The organism is Flavobacterium akiainvivens (assembly GCF_001278115.1).
Classification (GTDB): domain Bacteria; phylum Bacteroidota; class Bacteroidia; order Flavobacteriales; family Flavobacteriaceae; genus Flavobacterium; species Flavobacterium akiainvivens.
Map to the genome: position 1 here is coordinate 2,228,872 of NZ_LIYD01000005.1, position 18,645 is coordinate 2,247,516.

Sequence of the window (18,645 nt, forward strand, 5' to 3'; positions counted from 1 at the left end):
GTTGCAATAAAACGGCTAACCTCCTTTTTAAGTATCATGTAAAGAAAAATAGAGAGGCTATAACGCAGAGATTCTCAGGTCCCGTCATTGCGAGGAGGAACGACGAAGCAATCTTTTCTTAGGTTACTTCGTCAGTTCGGCTTAGCCTCGTGTGCCGCGCGCCGTAAACTCCGCTCGCAATGAACTGTACTCCCCCCGGGAATCTCTGTGGTATAATTTTGCCAATGCAAAAGAAAATCAAAAAATATTTGGACGAATCAAAATAATCGCTACTTTAGCAAAAGTTAGAACAGCCCGTATGAACACAAACTTTTTTTATAACACCTTTTTTTATTTCTTCTGGAAAGAGGACAGGGGTTATATGGCTGTGTAATAACAAAAGATAAATAAACAACCAGATATATAATCCCGATTTTCATCGGGATTTTTTTTTGCCCGAAAATGAAGAAATGAAAACAACCGAAACACAAGTAACCGCAGTAGCCACAAAAATTGCCATACAGGGTATAAAGGGCAGCTTCCATCACCAGGTGGCGGGCTCATGGTTTGGCACCGATGCCCCACTGGCCGAATGCATGTCGTTCCCGGCGCTGGTAAAGAGCCTTGTAACCAAAGAATCAGGCCTGGGCATCATGGCGCTGGAAAACTCTATTGCCGGGAGCATCATCCCTAACTATGCATTGATTGACAAGCACAACCTGCACATTATTGGCGAGCATTACCTCAACATCAGCATGAACCTTATGGCATTGCCGGGGCAAACGCTGGCCGATATTAAAGAGGTACATTCTCACCCCATGGCGCTGCTGCAATGCACGGAGTTTTTAAGGCAATACCCGCACATAAAACTGGTTGAAAGCGCCGATACTGCCGAAAGCGCCCGTTACATAGGGCAACAAAACCTTAGCGGGATAGCCGCCATAGGCAGCCCCATTGCCGCTGAGATGTTCGGGCTTAAAATACTGGCAGAAAGCATACACAACATACAGAATAACCAAACGCGCTTTGTAATTGTAAAAACGCAAAACAGCGCGCTGCCGCAGGAGGAAATAAACAAGGCTTCGGTAAAGTTTGAGCTTGAAGACACCCCGGGCAGCCTGGCCACAATGCTGAATGTTATGAATAACTGCAAACTGAACCTGACCAAGATACAAAGCATGCCCATTGCCGAAACGCCTTTTAAATACTCGTTTTTTGTGGATGTGGTGTTTGAAAAATACAAGCACTACCAAAAAGCAAAGGCAATACTGGAACTGATGACCACCCAATTTAAGGTATTGGGCGAATACAAAAACGGAAAGATATGATAGCACCTGCCAAAAGGCTCGATGCCGTACAGGAATACTACTTTAGCGCCAAGCTGCGCGAAGTCCGCCAAATGGTTGCTGAAGGTAAAAAGGTAATCAATATGGGCATTGGCAGCCCCGATTTGCCTCCGAGTCAAGAGGTGTTAGATGCTATTTCAGCCTCGTTTACAGATGCCAGGGCGCACGAGTACCAAAGCTACCAGGGCCTGCCCGAACTGCGTGAGGCTATGGCAGCGTTTTATGAGAGGCACTTTGGCGTACCCCATAACCCGGCCAACGAAATCCTGCCGCTTATGGGCAGCAAGGAGGGCATTATGCACATTAGCATGGCGTTTTTAAACGAAGGCGACAAGGTGCTGATACCCAACCCCGGTTATCCTACCTATACATCGGCCACTAAATTAGTAGGTGCTGAACCTGTATTTTACAACCTAAGCGAAGCCAACAACTGGGAGCCTGATTTCGAAGCTTTGGAACAGCAGGATTTATCAGGTGTAAAAATAATGTGGGTCAACTACCCGCACATGCCTACCGGTGCTAAGGGCAGCAAAGCCATGTTTGAAAAGCTTGTGGCTTTCGCTAAAAAGCACAACATACTGTTGGTAAACGACAATCCCTACAGCTTTGTGCTGAATGACGAATACCTGTCTATTTTTCAGGCAGAAGGGGCTAAAGATGTGGCGCTGGAGCTTAACTCGCTCAGCAAGACCTTTAATATGGCAGGCTGGCGTGTGGGCATGGTGCTGGGCAACCCACAGTTTATAGATGCCGTGCTCAAGGTAAAAAGCAATATGGACAGTGGTATGTTTTATGGCATACAAAAAGGTGCCATTGCCGCGCTTAACAGCAGTGCAAACTGGTTTAATAACCTAAATACAACCTATGCTAAAAGGCGCGAACTTATCTTTACCCTGGCCGATAAACTGGGCTGTACCTACAACCGCAACACCGCCGGGCTGTTTGTATGGGCAAAGCTACCGGCAGGTATTGAAAACGCTGAGGCTTATGTGGACAGTATTTTATACGACAGGCATATTTTCCTAACACCGGGCACGGTGTTTGGCAGCGCAGGCGAAGGGTATGTAAGGTTTTCGCTTTGCGCAGACGAAAAAGTAATAACCGAAGCTATTAACAGGTTTTAATATGAATGTAATTGTAATTGGCCTGGGGCTTATTGGTGGTTCATTAGCTTTAGATATAAAAAAAGCGTTGCCCAATGCGAAAATCATCGGTATAGACGCCAGCGAAAAACACGTGGAAGAAGCGCTCTTGTTAGGAGTGATAGAGCACGCCGGTACCTTTGACGATATTAAGCTGGCCGACCGCATTATCATCGCCACGCCGGTAAACAGTATCGCCACGTTGCTGCCACAAGTACTGGATGTTGTTAAGGAAGATGCCATTGTGCTTGATGTAGGCTCTACCAAGGCCGCCATCTGCAAATCAGTTGAAAACCATAAGCGCAGGCGTAATTTTATCGCTACGCACCCCATTGCGGGCACGGAATTTAGTGGGCCATCTGCGGCCATACACGGACTTTTTGAAGGCAAGACCAATATTATCTGCGAAGTAGAGAAAACCGCCTTCAAGCTACAGGAAAAGGCGCTGGAGCTGTTCCGTGCGTTGGGCATGCGGATACGATATATGGATCCTGTAGCGCACGACACGCATATTGCCTATGTATCGCACCTGTCGCACATCAGTTCGTTTATGCTGGGCAAAACGGTGATTGAAAAAGAAAAAGACGAGCGCGACATTTTTGATATGGCAGGCAGCGGTTTTGCCAGTACAGTTCGCCTTGCAAAGAGTTCACCCACCACATGGGCCAGTATTTTTAAGGAAAACAAAGGCAATGTAACCGAAGCATTAAGGCTGTACATAGCCAATTTGCAGCACTTTCAGCAATTGCTGGAACAGGATGATTTTGACGGGCTTCACGCCGAAATGCAGGACACTAACAGGATTAAGGATATATTGAACGGAATTAAGTAGTATTCAGTGATCAGTGTTCAGTTGGCAGTCTCAACAACAACATTCTACGACCCTGAAAGGGTCGCGTATATTAGCCGGGGGCAACGCCCTCGGAAAAGCCCAGGGCATCGTCCCGAAAATAAAAACAATAAAAAATAATAAGACAATAAAAAATATGGAAAATAGTACCGCCCTCCGCACCTGGTTAGATGATTTTAAGTTAGACCACCCTCTGGTTATTGCCGGCCCGTGCAGTGCCGAGACCGAAGAACAGGTTTTAAAAATAGCCCACGAGCTTAAAGACAGCGATGTTAGCATTTACCGCGCCGGCATCTGGAAACCGCGCACACGCCCCGGTGGGTTTGAAGGCGTGGGTGCCATTGGGTTAAAATGGCTACAAAAAGCCAAAGCCGAAACCGGCCTGCTTATGGCTACCGAAGTAGCAAATGCTACCCATGTTAAGCTTGCCTTAGAGCATGATATCGACGTACTTTGGATAGGTGCACGCACTACCGTTAACCCGTTTGCCGTACAGGAAATTGCCGATGCACTTGAGGGGACAGATAAAATTGTACTGATTAAAAACCCGGTAAACCCCGATCTTGCCCTGTGGCTGGGCGGTGTGGAAAGGCTGTACAACGCGGGCATTAAAAAGCTTGGGGTTATCCATCGTGGTTTCTCAACTTACGAGAAAACCAAGTACCGTAATATTCCGGAATGGCAACTGGCTATTGAGCTTCAGAATAAATTCCCCGACCTGCCGCTTATTTGCGACCCAAGCCACATTACCGGCCGCCGCGATATGATTCAGGAAGTAAGCCAGCAAGCGCTTGACCTTAACTATGACGGGCTTATTATTGAAACGCATACCGACCCTGATAACGCCTGGAGCGATGCCGCACAACAGGTTACCCCCACACGCCTTAAGCAGATTTTTGAAGACCTGCGTGTGCGTAAGGAAACCGGCACCGGCAGCGATTATGACAAGCGTATGGCAGCCCTGCGCGTGAATATTGACGAGTATGACAATAAGATAATTGAGATACTGGGCAAGCGCATGCAGGTTGCCGAACAGATTGGCTCGCTTAAAAAAGAGTTTAACGTAGCCGTATTGCAAAACAAACGCTGGAACGAAATTCTTGATAAAATGACGGCACAGGGCTCAGAAAAAGGCCTGAGCAACGATTTTATAATCGATATTTTTAAGGCCATACACCAGGAGAGCATCAGCCACCAGGAAAAGGTAATTAACCAATAAGGTTTCGCAAAATAATTAAGTCATAAAAGGTTAACTGTAACGGTTAACCTTTTATTTTTGTTTCCATGATTAAAAAGGCTTTCTTCCTCCTGCTGTTTTGCTTTGGCGCCATGCAGGCACAAACGCTGCCTGACAGCATTGCAATAACCGTACAAACGTTTGAAACACCTGTTTCAGGCCCCGAAATTATATCGTGGCAGGGCAAACTGGTTTTTTATAACCAAAACGGCAAGTTTACCTCTAAAGATAAAAAGGCCAAAATTTCTAAAAAGAAAGTGCTTAAGCTTGTAGAAGCCATAGACCGCAACATGACGTTTGACGAGCATTTTAAAAACGTGGGCATAGATACCGTTACCATTAAAAACAAGCCCCAAAAACTGTTAAACCAAACCTTTGAATGGACACCCGCACAACGCAATTTTATACTGCCGCTGCTGGGCGATATAAAAAACTACAAGCCCATTTATGAAGAAGACTTTTATACCGGCCCTGATTTTCAGTTAACGCCAGATAACAGGTTTAAATCGCAGGTTACTGCCATGCTGTATGAAAAAGGTGTGGCACGCGGTGTAACTACAAACAAATCGCGCACGGGTTATGCCCTGCCGTGGGTTACGACCGATGGGCGCGAAAATTTTAACCCCGCCCTTAAAAAAGCCCTGGCCGATATTATAGGCAGTTCAGTATATGTGCCAAGCGGTAAAGACCTTACACGCTATATTGCCGATGTAATTATAGCCGGCAATGCCTACCACCTTAAAGAGCTGGCCGCCGAAACCTATGCCACAGATATTGACCACCTGCGCGAAACTTTTACAGTTGTAAAAGCATTATCCCTTGGCAACAACCAATATGGCATACGCCTGCGCACCGAAGCCATGCTTCCCAACGTAAGCATTGATTTTTATGCCTATGCAGCTTACGGAAAACTGTATCCGTCAGATTCGCTTAAAGCGGAGCATGAATACCTGGTTTACCGCATACAAAATATGCGCTTTATAATGGATTACCTTAAAGAAAATCCTGAAACCGAACTCAACATAAACTATTACAACAACAGCGCTGTAAACTCCTATACTGCCGATGAAATTAATAAAACCCCTGAACTGTGGAAGAAGCACGATGCTTATGTAAAAGAGCTTCAGGACCGTGCGGCACAATACCCGTCAGGAGCAAACAACACGGAGGAAAAGATTAAGGAATCTGAGAAAACCAACTGCGGCTGCAACCTGCGCCTTGATAAAGAAGTTTTAGACAAGGCCATACAATTCTCTGTAAATACCCCCCATGCAATAGGCGACAGGAACGGCTATTCTATATGGTTGCTGCTGCCCGATGACCGTATTTTATTATACTACATGAACGGCGACAGCCTGCTTAATTTTAAGTATGACGCCTGGGGAAGTACCGAACCAGGCATACAATACCCGTGTAAGGTGTTTGACCTTGACGGTAAGCCTTTAAACTGATTAGTTATACACCACGCTGCCCAGGTACACCTGCTCAACTTCAACCACAGGCGGGTGCGTTTTAAGCACCAGGTTGCCGGTTGACATAAGCTGGCCCTTTGCTTCCTGTTGTGGTGCGGCAATAATATCGTTAGAGCTACGGTGAAAAAAGCCCAGCCTTTGCAGCTCAAGGTCCTGTAATTCTACGCGGCTGTCGCCCGATGGCAGGTTTACATAAATTTGATCCGCACGCCCTTTAATAACATAATAACCTGATTTGTTATCGTCTATACGTAGGTTTTCGGCATCTACCGTAAGGTTAAAATAACTTGCTGCCCCATCTTCATAAATTTCTGAAGCCAGTTCAAGGTTTGGGAAACCCAGCACCCCGTCAGACGTAATACCAAACTGCGACGTAGATGTTATTTTAGTAAGCTCCGGCGTGGTTACATATACTGTGGTGCTGTTATAACCCCGTGTCCAGTTACAGTTATCGCGGTTTTCAATGCGAAGCTCACCGTCAACCACCTGTGCCGATATAAACTCGCGTATGTTCTTACCCGTCTTCAGGGTTACGTTATAGGCATCGCCCTGTTTTAACACCAGCTCAATACCCGGCGAAACGTGTATTTTGGTAAACTCCGTTACCTCAGCTTCATAAATAACCGTTGCCCCCATACTGCGGAAACATTCGGTGGCATTTTCGTTATTGCACGACAGTACCATACCTGCCAGAAAGAATATTATAAGTAGTTTATGCTTCATAATTTACAGCCTTATACCCATACCCAGTTCCATAACCTCTGCCTTAGCGCCGTGGGTTTTAAGCCCCAGGGTGCTGTAAACGCCGTTTGCCCAGTAATACTTTGCCCCCACCCGTTGGTAGAGCTTCCCGGTTGAGTTAAACGGCGCATATACATAATAGCCCACCTGCCCTTCCAGCGACATACGGTTTATATACAGTTCATAACCACCAAAAACGCCCACCTTTCGGTAATCGGTATTGCTATCAACATTCTCTTCAGGATAGGCTATAGATTTGTAGTGAATATATTCTTTTAAGTACAGCGGCCAGAAAAACTCGGCGCCCAGCTGTACACCGCTCATACGGCTCAGGCGTTTATCGGCATACGCTCCCATAGCATAATATGGATATCGCTTGGTACCAATAACATCGCTTTGGTTAAGCCCGCCACGGAAAATAAAGTTATAATGCATGGGCTGGCGGTAGTTAACAGTGTCGGCCACATAAGGCTTGTATTCCTGCTTTTGCCCCAGGCTGTAGGTAAGCCCCACATTTACAGCAAAAGTATTGGTACTGGTATTGGGTGCTTTTATACTGGCGTTGCTGTGGTGTATAAATACAAGCCCCGCCTGTAGGCCGAAACCCTTCCAGATATCAGGGCGGTTCAGGTTGAGCATAAAATAGGTACTGGGCATAAGGTGCACACCATAAGCATAATTACGAAAGTTGGTTTCCTTATCATACGGATTGGTATTATACGCCACACCCTGCCCCAGGCGCAGCATAAGCGCCCGGTCAAAAAAATAGAAATTGTAGTGTGCATACAGGCCAAACATTTCACCCAATGATGCTTCTTTCATATCCTGGTAGTGGAATGAAGCGCCATAATCAGGATAGTTAAACGCCTGCTCCCAGCTGTGGTTGCCAAAAGTCTTGCGGTTAAAGGCTAAGATAACCCCGTCAGGATGCCCTGTAATAAGGTGCTGGATGCTCTTTCGGTGGGGTATTATGTTGCCGTAAAAATAATTGGCCTCTACAGCATAGCCTGATTGGGCTTCCTGTGCCAATGCAATAAAGGGGAATATTAAAAATAAGAGTAGTTTTAGGCGCATCAATTTGTATTAGGCATCAATGCGGGCTAAAATACTACTTATGATTTTCTTAACAAACATAAACTTCATCCTTACAGCCTAAATCATTTTCAAATATATTTGTAAATACCAATCCTAACCTGTTATGAAAAAATTTATAACCTTCCTCATCCTCACAGTAACTACCATTACTTTAACTTCATGTAAAAGCAGTGCGGTTTTTGATTGCGATGCCAAGGTAAAAATACTTTACCGCGATATCATGAACCAGGTCTATATACACAGCCCGGATGTCCATAAGATAAAATTTACATCAGACAAAGCGAACGTAAGTATATTGAATGACTCCACGTTATTGGTTATAACCCAGGCTAAAGGCCGTGTAGACATTAAAATGGAATATAAAGCCACAAGCCGCATACTGTCTTTCCGGGCGCAATCAGTACCTGAAGCAAAATTATCATTCAGGGGAAGAGTATATGATAGTTATACGCCTATGCCTGTTAACGAGGCAAGAGCTACACAAAATGCAAATGCTTCAATAAGTGATTTTGCATACGACTGCCAGGTGGAATTTATAAGTATGGATATATTTCAGATAAGGGATAAACAGGTAATATACAGTACTACAACTAACGGGCATGAACTAAATGGCGCGTTACAGAGAGCACAGGCAGGCGACACTTATATATTTTCCAACATCAGGCTTAAACTAACAGGCGGTGGTGAGTTTAAGGGCGCTGATACTATATTAAAGATTGCAGAGGCCAAATAAGGCAATAAAACTATTATTTGCATTCTACAAATCTATACCTTACCTTTGCAACGTTCTTATACACACTGTTATGTTATCACGAAAGGCAGAGGGATTAGACCCAATGAAGCCTTAGCAACCCTTTAGCTTTAAAGAAGGTGCTAAATTCTACCACGCCACCGGCATGGATAGATAACAAAAAGGAATTTCCCCTCCCCACCTGATGACATATTTTTAATGAAGTAAGATTGAGCAATAGCAGCTCGTAGGGCTCATAACCCGAAGGTTGTTGTGTTCATTAAATGTATAGTTACAGTTTTTCAGACCCTCATTGGAAACCTGAAACCTGAAACTTTAAACCTGAAACTATGTCAATACACGAAGCCATAGCGAAACGCATCCTGGTGCTTGACGGTGCCATGGGAACCATGCTGCAGCGCCATAATTTTACCGAAGAAGACTTTCGCGGGCCCCGCTTTGCCGATTTCCCGCACCCGCTTAAGGGCAATAACGACCTGCTGAGCCTTACCCAGCCTGAGGCCATAAAAGACGTGCACCGCCAGTATTTTGCCGCCGGGGCCGATATTGTTGAAACCAACACTTTTAGCGGCACCACCATAGGCATGGCCGATTACCACATGGAACATTTGGTGTATGAGCTTAATTATGAGTCGGCACGCCTTGCACGCGAGGTGGCTGATGAATTTACCGCCGCCAACCCTGACAGGCCCCGTTTTGTGGCAGGCTCTATAGGCCCCACAAACCGTACCGCCAGCATGAGCCCCGATGTAAACGACCCGGGTTACCGCGCCGTAACGTTCGACGATTTGCTTTTAGCTTACAAAGAACAGGTAAAAGCCCTGATAGATGGCGGTTGCGACATCCTTTTGGTAGAAACTATTTTCGATACGCTTAACGCCAAAGCCGCCCTTTTTGCCATTGAAGAAGTTAAGGACGAGCTTGGCCTTGACATACCCATCATGGTAAGCGGCACTATTACTGATGCCAGTGGCCGTACCCTTAGCGGGCAAACGGTTGAGGCGTTCCTGATTTCCATATCGCACATTCCGCTATTAAGCGTAGGTTTTAACTGTGCCCTTGGCGCCGACCAGCTTAAGCCGTACCTTAAAAGGCTGGCACACAACACGCAGTTCAGCGTTTCGGCACACCCAAATGCGGGATTACCGAATGCCTTTGGCCAATATGACCAAACCCCTGAAGAAATGCAGGTTTTGATTAAGGAATACCTTGACGACAACCTGATTAACATAATAGGCGGCTGCTGCGGCACCACGCCGGAGCATATTAAGCTAATAGCTGATTTGGCTCAAAACTACAACCCACGCCCCCTAACCCCCAAAGGGGGAATTGAGCTTCACTCAAACATTACTACTGCTGCTAAATAATGATGAACAAAGAGAGAGATTTTTTTATTGAAAATAATTCCGACGATGATTTGTCGGCAGGAGTGGCAACTCCCCCTTTGGGGTTTAGGGGGCTGGAGCCTCGATATTTGAAATTGAGCGGTCTTGAACCGCTTATAGTAACCCCAGAGAGTAATTTCATTAATGTTGGTGAAAGGACGAATGTTACGGGGTCAAGGAAGTTTTTAAGGCTCATAAAAGAAGAAAAATATGAGGAAGCACTCGATATTGCCCGTGCCCAGGTTGAGGGTGGCGCGCAGATTATTGACGTAAATATGGACGAAGGGATGCTGGACGGCGTGTATGCCATGACCAAATTCCTGAACCTGATTGCTTCCGAACCCGATATTGCCCGTGTGCCGCTGATGATTGACAGTTCTAAATGGGAAATCATTGAGGCCGGCCTTAAGGTAGCACAGGGCAAAAGTGTGGTAAACTCCATCAGCCTTAAAGAGGGCGAGGAATTGTTTATTCACCATGCCAAGAAAATTAAGCGCTATGGCGCGGCTGCCATTATAATGGCGTTTGACGAAATTGGCCAGGCCGATACCTACCAAAGGCGTATAGACATCTGTAAGCGTAGTTATGACATACTGGTCGACAAAGTGGGCTTTCCGCCCGAAGATATTATTTTCGACCCCAACATATTTCCCGTGGCAACGGGCATGGAAGAGCACCGCCGCAATGCGATTGACTTTTTTGATGCCGCCAAATGGATACGCACCAACCTGCCCCACGCCCACGTAAGCGGCGGGGTAAGCAACGTATCGTTCTCGTTTAGGGGTAACGACAGGGTGCGCGAGGCCATGCATTCGGCATTCCTGTACCATGCCATACAGCACGGTATGGATATGGGTATTGTAAACCCGGAACTGATTGAGGTGTATGACGACATCAACAAAGACCTCCTGGAGCATGTGGAAGACGTGCTGCTCGACCGCCGCGACGATGCCACCGAACGCCTTTTGGCTTTTGCCGAAAACGTAAGGGGCGATGTAAAAGCCATAGAAAAACAAGCCCAGGAATGGCGCAGCCTGCCGTTTCAGGAGCGCCTTACCCATGCGCTTGTTAAGGGTATTGACGAGTTTATAGAAATAGATGTAGAAGAAGCACGCCTTGCTGCCGCCAAGCCTATTGAGGTTATCGAAATCAACCTTATGGCCGGTATGAATGTGGTGGGCGACCTTTTCGGAAGCGGAAAAATGTTCCTGCCACAGGTGGTAAAATCGGCCCGTGTAATGAAAAAAGCCGTGGCATACCTTTTACCCTACATCGAGGCAAGTAAAGACTCAGCATCAGGCGCACGCGGAAAAGTACTTATGGCAACCGTTAAGGGCGATGTGCACGACATTGGTAAAAACATTGTTTCGGTAGTACTGGCCTGTAACAATTTTGAGATTATAGACTTGGGCGTTATGGTACCACCCGAAACCATTATACAAACCGCTATTAAAGAAAACGTAGACATCATTGGCCTCAGCGGGCTTATAACCCCGTCGCTCGATGAAATGGTGTACCTGGCCAAGGAGCTGGAAAGGCTTAACATCAACATCCCAATAATGATAGGCGGCGCTACCACCAGCCGTGCGCATACTGCCGTTAAAATCGCCCCTGAATATGGCGATACCGTGGTGCATGTTAACGATGCCAGCCGTGCCGTTACCGTTGCCGGCAGCCTAATTAGCAATACAGTTAAGGCTGATTATGCTAAATCCATTCGTGAGGAATATGACAAGCTGCGCGAAGGCTACCTGAACCGCAGCCGCGATAAAGACTTTTTGAGCATTGCCGATGCGCGTGCCAACAAATATAAAATCGACTGGGAAGCGTTTACACCATACACCCCTAAACAGCTTGGTGTACAAACCATTTACCCAAAACTGGAGGATTTGGAACCATACATAGACTGGACCCCGTTTTTCCAGACATGGGATTTACACGGAAAATACCCGGCTATCTTAACCGATGACGTAGTAGGCGAACAGGCACAATCGCTTTTTGCAGATGCACAAAAAATGCTGAAGCAAATTGTAGATGAAAACTGGTTTGAAGCCAAAGGCATTTACGGCATTTTCCCGGCTAATACGGTCAATGATGATGATATAGAAGTCCAAGCCCCCCCCGCCCCCAAAGGGGGAGCTACCACTCAAACGGCAAAAGGGCAGGAACACTGGCGCACAGCAAATCCTGTTTTATATGGTTTGTTGAAGGAATATTGCAAAAAGATGCGAAACCAACCTACCGAAGCTGAAAGAGTGATTTGGGAAGCTCTTAGCGGCAAAAAACTCGAAGGATATAAATTCAGAAGGCAGCACATAATTGGAAGTTATATTGCCGACTTTATTTGCCTTAAACGAAATCTTATTATTGAAATTGATGGACTTATCCATCAATTACCTGATAATATAGTTAGCGATGCCGAGAGGACTGCCTGGCTTGAAGAGCAAGGATATCAGGTTATTCGTTTTACTAACGATGAAGTCCTTTTCAGATTGAACGAAGTGCTTGACCGCATAGTTAAAACGCTCGAGTCGACAGCTCCCCCTTTGGGGGCGGGGGGGCTGTGTTCTTAACCTTAAGGCAGCAGAGTCAAAAAACGAAAGGCGCTCCGAACATAGCTCTTGCTGATTTTGTGGCTCCGGTTGAAAGCGGCAAGCAGGATTACATGGGTGCCTTTTGCGTTACCACCGGTTTTGGTGTAGACGAAAAAGCCGCTGAGTTTGAAAAAGAACACGATGATTACAACTCCATTATGGCTAAGGCACTGGGCGACCGTTTTGCCGAGGCTTTCGCCGAATACCTGCACGAAAAGGTACGTAAGGAAATTTGGGGTTATGCATCTGACGAGCACCTGAGCAACCAGGAACTGATTAAAGAAGCCTACGAGGGCATACGCCCCGCACCGGGCTACCCTGCGTGTCCTGACCATTTAGAGAAAAACACCATCTGGCAATTACTGGATGTAGAAAATAAAATTGGCGTTACCCTTACCGAAAGCCTTGCCATGTGGCCTGCCGCATCGGTATCGGGATATTATTTTGCCAACCCGCAAAGCAAATATTTTGGACTTGGCAAGATTAAAGAAGACCAGGTGGCCGATTATGCACAGCGCAGAAACATTAGCCTACATGAAGCCACAAAATGGCTGAATCCTAACATAGCAGATTAAGCCCCCTAACCCCCAAGAGGGGAACTGGTAGCGCTAAAAATATTGTAAAATCACAACCCTATTGACCCCTGATAGGAATTCCCCCTTTGGGGGTTAGGGGGCCGAGATGAAAGTAACCGAACATATAGAAAACGCCAACGGCAAAACCCTTTTTTCATTTGAAATTCTGCCACCACTAAAGGGGCAAAACATACAGTCTATTTTTGATGGCATAGACCCGCTTATGGAGTTTAACCCACCGTTTATAGATGTTACTTATCACCGTGAGGAGTATGAGTATAAAGAGTTGCCAAGCGGCCTATTAGAGCGCCGTGTGGTTAAAAAACGCCCCGGTACTGTAGGTATATGTTCGGCTATACAAAACAAATACCAGGTAGATGCCATTCCGCATATATTATGTGGTGGGTTTACCAAAGAAGATACTGAGAACTTTCTTATCGACCTTGACTTTTTAGGTATACAAAACGTGGTAGCCCTGCGTGGAGATGCTGTTAAAAGCGAGATATACTTCCGCCCGGAGAAAGACGGGCACAACTATGCTACTGAGCTGGTTAGCCAGATCTCTAACCTCAACAAAGGCATTTACCTTGATGAAGAACTGCAAAACTCGGCGTGTACTGATTTTTGTATCGGCGTGGCGGGTTACCCAGAAAAACATATGGAAGCCCCAAGCCCCGACAGCGACCTGTATTACCTGAAGCAAAAAATAAAGAACGGAGCGCAGTACATCATCACACAAATGTTTTTTGATAACCAGAAGTTTTTTGATTTTGTGGCAAAATGCCGCAAAGAGGGCATTACCGTGCCTATTATCCCGGGGCTTAAGCCCATTGCCACCAAAAAACAGCTTAACCTTATACCCCACCGCTTTAGCGTAGACCTGCCGGACGACCTTATAATGGCAGTAGTTAAAGCAAAAGACAATGATGCCGTTAAGCAGGTAGGCATTGAGTGGTGTATAGAACAAAGCAAAGAACTGGTAAAAGCAGGCATACCGGTGCTGCACTACTACAGTATGGGCAAGGCTGAAAGCGTTAAAGCCATAGCCAAAGAAGTTTTTTAAACGTATAGCAAAGGGCACAATAAACGGTGCCCTTTGTTGTTTTATACATAACCAACAACCAATCTATGCGCATACTCCTGTTACTGCTTTGCTGTGGCTCAGCCTTTTCACAAACGTATTCCTTTCTTACCCCTGCATCAAAAAAAGTACCTTCTGATGTTTACTATGATTATTTAGAGAACATACAGGACAGCCTTGGCAATGGCGCTGCCGGCGAGGCTTACAAAGCTACATTACGGTATAACGAAGATGGCAAAGCCATAACACAAGCCTATACCGATTCTTTAATAAGGTTAGGCGGTGGGTACACTACACTTTTATTTAAGGATACCATTGCCAATAGCTTTACTTATGTACTACACAAGCGCACACCCGAAGAAACAGCTAAAGAACAGGAATACTGGACAAATTATTATAAGGAAGACACCTCCAACCGCAGTAAGCTAAAAAATATGGTTCTTGACGAGCTGACGCTTATTGATATGGAAGGCAACACCTATACACTTGAAAGCCTTAAAGGCAAAACCATAGTAATTGATTTCTGGTTTGTGAGGTGTGCCGCCTGCATTGAAGAAATGCCTGAACTGAGCAGTCTTAAGGAAAAATATAAGGGTAAAGACGTAGCTTGGTTTGGCGTAACGTTTGACCCAAAAGATAAAGTAGCGCACTTTTTTGAAAAACCCCGCGATTTTAATTTTACCATAGTGCCCGACAGCAGGCATATAACCGACCGCTTCGGCATAAAATTTTACCCTACCACCCTTGTAATAGACGGTTCAGGTAAAATTGTATATGTAACCGACCGCGACGATTTTAAAAATCCCATTAAAAAACTACGTAAAGCCATAGACGGCACGCTTAAAAATAAATAGCGCGGGCATTGCCCGCGCTATCCAAACCAAACCTCATTTTTGGGAAAGCGTCTTTAATAGGTTGCCTTCACCTTTATTTTCCGGGCTACATCTATTACTCCTTTAAACAGGGCATCGCCCGCGGCTGTGGCATCTCCGGTAACACCGTTTATAAAACGGTAATCAAGGCCACGGCTTTCGGTGAGAAATTTAATAGCTTTTTCAAAATTATCTGTCATGTACTGTAGGGTTTCGTTTATAGAAACTATACTAAACCCTGTGCGCACCAGGTCAGGGTACTGGGCAGCAAGCTCAGCACTGGGCGTAGCATCTACCGCAATAAGGTTTTCAAGGTCGTGTTCCAGGGCATATTCTACCACATCATCCATTTTAAACGGTATAGCAAACCTTACAAAGTTTGCCTCCCAGGCATAGCCATCGCCGTCCTTTTCAAAAAAAGCAACGCTGCTGTTGGTTATTACCGGAAAGCGCACATCAAGGTGCTGCTCATCCAGCAACGTTTCACGCTCATCTACTACTTTATTTATCAGCGCGCTGCCGGCATTACCTATACCAAACAGCACTATATTTATCTTACGGGCCATATTTTTAACGTAATAAAAAAGGAAACTGCCTTTGGTGCCGAATCAAAGGCAGCCCTTTAACAAACAAACAAAAAACAACTTAAAACAAACTTATCTCTTAGCCCCGCGCGGCAACGGGGCCTGCTGTACCGGGTTAGTTAACAGCAGTATATTCTTTATATAAATTAAGGCTTACCGGTGTGTTATTAACCAGGGCATCATACACCGGGCTTCTAAACTGCACCTCATCCATCCAACGTTTTAGGGTCTCCAGGGGTGCCGTAGCGGCTGGCTTTAGGGTAATTTCAATTTTATCAAACCCCGGCCTTTCATCCTTCCTGGTTACCTTATTAAGGCTGCCCGTAATTTCAACCTGAAGCGAGCGCAGTACAATGCCCAGTTCTGCAGCCACTATCTGGCCCAGGGCATTAATACAGCCTGCAAACCCTGCCAGTATATACTCATAAGGGTTTGGCCCTTCAAGCTCCGGGAACTTTGCATTTTGGCTGATGCGCAAATCAGTATTTAAGGTTTTTACCACAAACTGGCTGTTGTTGCCGGTGTAGCCTAATACGTTGATGGATGTTGGTTTCATAACTTGTGCAATTTTTTGGTTGATGATTGGGTTAGGTAACAAAAAGGCCCTTTTAGTTTTTGCCAAACCAAAAGGACCTTTCGTACCTGAATTATAAACTAAGTTTACGATGACCGTTTTGGTATAGGAATGGGCTGTAGCTGCATCTTTTGCGACGATGGCATACAAATTTGCTTACAATAGTTCCAAATATTCGCGACTACGGTTTTCATATATTTTCTTTTTTCGGTTTAATATTAATAGGGTAACAAAAAAGCCCCTGCTTTTATTGTGCAGGGGCTTTGATTTTGATTTATGGTGTGAAACTTAAAATCTATTCAAAAGAAGCCCCTGCGGAAGGTTTCCACATTGCTGACAGGACGTATTGACAAATATTAAATTTCATGATTTCTCGATTTTTGTTTAGCAAACTTCTAAAACTTTTTTCAATTACGCAAATTTATTTTTGAATTTTAACACAAGTAATTAAAATATCGCATTCAAAAACATACTCGCCGTGCAAGCCCTCCTGATAACGCATCAAAAGGGCTTCCCTGCTTTGAACTAATTATAACTAAGATGCCTCATGCTTTTCGCGCAAAATGCCTACAGCAGGGGCTTTTTCTTTTCAGGTAATTCCGGGCTCCCTTTTATTGAAAACCCGGAAATCAATTTGAGTTAGTTAGCCTGTTATTGTTATGCCTCGGCACAACAAAAAAAGCCTCCCGGTTGCGGAAGGCTTTCTGTATATTTTAAAAAACTTAAAATTATGCAACAGCGCTTACCGCGGAAATTTTCCACTTCATACAGCAGCTATAGCACATTGTAAAGTTCATTTCTATTCGATTTTTGTTTAGCAAACTTCTAAACTATTTTTTACTCCACCAAATAAAATTTCAAATTTTAACAGTACAACGGTTTCGCCCAAAGAGGTAAATACTATGTATTTAAAAATTAAAATTAGCTTAACGGTTTTTTTATTTCAAATAGCTTTATACCTTTGCAGCCAAATTAATTATGAGGAGAGATTTGACTGATTGCAACCTCGGTAAAAAATGCTAAAGCAGGACTTACCCTCCCTTTAGCGCCGCGCAACCCCATTTCTCTACTAAATTTATAGACTAAACATTATGGCATATCTATTTACGTCAGAGTCCGTAAGCGAAGGGCATCCTGACAAAATTGCTGACCAGATTTCTGATGCGCTGATTGACAACTTTTTAGCATTTGACCCTGATAGCAAAGTGGCTTGCGAAACGCTTGTTACCACAGGCCAGGTTATTCTTGCCGGCGAGGTAAAAAGCAAAACCTACCTTGACGTGCAGCAAATTGCACGCGATGTTATCAAGAAAATAGGCTATACAAAAAGCGAATATATGTTTGAGGCCAACTCGTGTGGTGTACTTAGCGCCATACACGAGCAAAGCCAGGATATTAACCAGGGTGTAGACCGCACTACCAAAGAAGAACAGGGTGCAGGAGACCAGGGCATGATGTTTGGCTATGCCACAAACGAGACTGAAGACTATATGCCGCTGGCGCTAAACCTTAGCCACAAACTGCTACAGGAACTGGCTAACCTGCGCCGTGAAAATAACGAGATTACCTACCTTCGCCCTGATGCAAAGAGCCAGGTAACGCTGGAGTATGACGATAACAACAAGCCGGTGCGCATAGATGCTGTTGTGGTATCTACACAGCACGATGATTTTGATGATGAGCCTGCTATGCTTGCCAAAATCAAGAAGGATATTGTTGAGATACTTATTCCGCGTATTATTAAAAACAACCCACAGTATGCGCACCTGTTTAACGATGCCATACAGTACCACATAAACCCAACCGGCAAGTTTGTAATAGGCGGGCCTCATGGCGATACAGGCCTTACCGGACGTAAAATTATTGTTGACACTTATGGTGGTAAAGGTGCCCACGGTGGTGGTGCTTTCAGCGGCAAAGACCCAAGCAAGGTAGACCGCAGCGCGGCTTATGCCACACGCCATATTGCTAAAAACCTTGTGGCTGCAGGCGTGGCCGATGAGATACTGGTACAGGTATCTTATGCTATTGGTGTTGCTAAACCAATGGGTATCTATGTAAATACATACGGCACTGCAAAAGTTAACCTTACCGATGGCGAAATTGCCAAAAAAGTAGAAGACATTTTTGACATGCGACCTTATTTTATAGAGCAGCGCCTTAAACTGCGCAACCCTATTTACAGCGAAACCGCTGCTTATGGCCACATGGGCCGCAAGCCGGAGGTGGTTACCAAAACCTTTACTGCACCGGGTGGCGAAACCAAAACCGTGGAAGTTGAACTGTTTACATGGGAAAAACTGGACCACGTTGCACAAGTAAAAGAAGCCTTTGCGCTTTAATTGATATCTTAGTTTATAGTAAAAC

Annotated in this window: 15 protein-coding genes, 1 pseudogene and 1 riboswitch; of the genes and pseudogenes, 12 read left to right on the plus strand and 4 right to left on the minus strand. The window is 45.2% G+C overall.

What is annotated here, in order from left to right; all coding sequences use genetic code 11:
• The first annotated feature begins 449 nt into the window (after positions 1-449).
• The 5 genes from AM279_RS09970 to AM279_RS09990 all read left to right on the plus strand — a co-directional run bounded on the left by AM279_RS09970 (position 450) and on the right by AM279_RS09990 (position 6,005).
• Positions 450-1,307, plus strand: coding sequence for a prephenate dehydratase (locus AM279_RS09970; RefSeq protein WP_054407819.1), 858 nt, complete (start codon positions 450-452; stop codon positions 1,305-1,307).
• On the plus strand, positions 1,304-2,449 hold the full coding sequence (locus AM279_RS09975) for a pyridoxal phosphate-dependent aminotransferase (RefSeq protein ID WP_054407820.1): 1,146 nt from the start codon (positions 1,304-1,306) through the stop codon (positions 2,447-2,449). Before AM279_RS09970 ends, AM279_RS09975 begins: the two co-directional genes overlap by 4 nt.
• A 1-nt stretch (position 2,450) precedes the next feature.
• The gene (locus tag AM279_RS09980; RefSeq protein ID WP_054407821.1) at positions 2,451-3,299 is read left to right on the plus strand and encodes a prephenate dehydrogenase; all 849 of its coding nucleotides are present in this window, start codon (positions 2,451-2,453) and stop codon (positions 3,297-3,299) included.
• 154 nt (positions 3,300-3,453) lie between these two features.
• Positions 3,454-4,536 (plus strand): bifunctional 3-deoxy-7-phosphoheptulonate synthase/chorismate mutase type II, encoded by a 1,083-nt coding sequence (locus tag AM279_RS09985; RefSeq protein ID WP_054407822.1) that lies wholly within the window; start codon positions 3,454-3,456, stop codon positions 4,534-4,536.
• A 65-nt stretch (positions 4,537-4,601) separates the two neighbouring features.
• The gene (locus tag AM279_RS09990; protein WP_054407823.1) at positions 4,602-6,005 is read left to right on the plus strand and encodes a hypothetical protein; all 1,404 of its coding nucleotides are present in this window, start codon (positions 4,602-4,604) and stop codon (positions 6,003-6,005) included.
• On the opposite strand, the gene AM279_RS09995 is transcribed toward AM279_RS09990, so the two are convergent.
• Both AM279_RS09995 and AM279_RS10000 read right to left on the minus strand, forming a co-directional pair.
• Positions 6,006-6,749, minus strand: coding sequence for a head GIN domain-containing protein (locus AM279_RS09995; protein ID WP_054407824.1), 744 nt, complete (start codon positions 6,747-6,749; stop codon positions 6,006-6,008).
• A 3-nt stretch (positions 6,750-6,752) separates the two neighbouring features.
• Positions 6,753-7,841 carry an acyloxyacyl hydrolase gene (locus tag AM279_RS10000; protein WP_054407825.1) on the minus strand — a complete coding sequence of 363 codons (1,089 nt, stop codon included), beginning with the start codon at positions 7,839-7,841 and terminating at the stop codon, positions 6,753-6,755.
• 124 nt (positions 7,842-7,965) lie between these two features.
• On the opposite strand from AM279_RS10000, the gene AM279_RS10005 reads away from it, so the two are divergent.
• From AM279_RS10005 to AM279_RS10030, 6 genes and pseudogenes are all read left to right on the plus strand, one after another.
• Positions 7,966-8,595 (plus strand): GldM family protein, encoded by a 630-nt coding sequence (locus AM279_RS10005; RefSeq protein ID WP_054407826.1) that lies wholly within the window; start codon positions 7,966-7,968, stop codon positions 8,593-8,595.
• A gap of 70 nt (positions 8,596-8,665) precedes the next feature.
• Positions 8,666-8,773, plus strand: a riboswitch (SAM riboswitch).
• 169 nt (positions 8,774-8,942) lie between these two features.
• Positions 8,943-9,980 carry a homocysteine S-methyltransferase family protein gene (locus AM279_RS10010; protein ID WP_054407827.1) on the plus strand — a complete coding sequence of 346 codons (1,038 nt, stop codon included), beginning with the start codon at positions 8,943-8,945 and terminating at the stop codon, positions 9,978-9,980.
• Complete coding sequence (locus AM279_RS10015; RefSeq protein WP_152926067.1) at positions 9,980-12,571, plus strand: dihydropteroate synthase; 2,592 nt, start codon at positions 9,980-9,982, stop codon at positions 12,569-12,571. Before AM279_RS10010 ends, AM279_RS10015 begins: the two co-directional genes overlap by 1 nt.
• A pseudogene (locus AM279_RS10020) lies at positions 12,565-13,167 on the plus strand (vitamin B12 dependent-methionine synthase activation domain-containing protein); the annotation flags it as partial. The gene AM279_RS10015 and the pseudogene AM279_RS10020, both read left to right, overlap by 7 nt.
• 106 nt (positions 13,168-13,273) lie before the next feature.
• A complete protein-coding gene (gene metF / locus AM279_RS10025) occupies positions 13,274-14,230 on the plus strand; it encodes a methylenetetrahydrofolate reductase [NAD(P)H] (RefSeq protein ID WP_054407829.1) in 957 nt (318 codons plus the stop codon).
• A 65-nt stretch (positions 14,231-14,295) separates the two neighbouring features.
• A complete protein-coding gene (locus AM279_RS10030; RefSeq protein ID WP_054407830.1) occupies positions 14,296-15,102 on the plus strand; it encodes a peroxiredoxin family protein in 807 nt (268 codons plus the stop codon).
• A 53-nt stretch (positions 15,103-15,155) separates the two neighbouring features.
• On the opposite strand, the gene AM279_RS10035 is transcribed toward AM279_RS10030, so the two are convergent.
• Both AM279_RS10035 and AM279_RS10040 read right to left on the minus strand, forming a co-directional pair.
• A complete protein-coding gene (locus tag AM279_RS10035; RefSeq protein ID WP_054407831.1) occupies positions 15,156-15,686 on the minus strand; it encodes a hypothetical protein in 531 nt (176 codons plus the stop codon).
• Between the two features lie 133 nt (positions 15,687-15,819).
• Positions 15,820-16,260 (minus strand): OsmC family protein, encoded by a 441-nt coding sequence (locus tag AM279_RS10040; protein WP_074961380.1) that lies wholly within the window; start codon positions 16,258-16,260, stop codon positions 15,820-15,822.
• A 1,109-nt stretch (positions 16,261-17,369) separates the two neighbouring features.
• Between AM279_RS10040 and metK the strand changes: the two genes are divergently transcribed.
• A complete protein-coding gene (gene metK, locus AM279_RS10045; RefSeq protein WP_054407833.1) occupies positions 17,370-18,620 on the plus strand; it encodes a methionine adenosyltransferase in 1,251 nt (416 codons plus the stop codon).
• Positions 18,621-18,645: the final 25 nt, after the last annotated feature.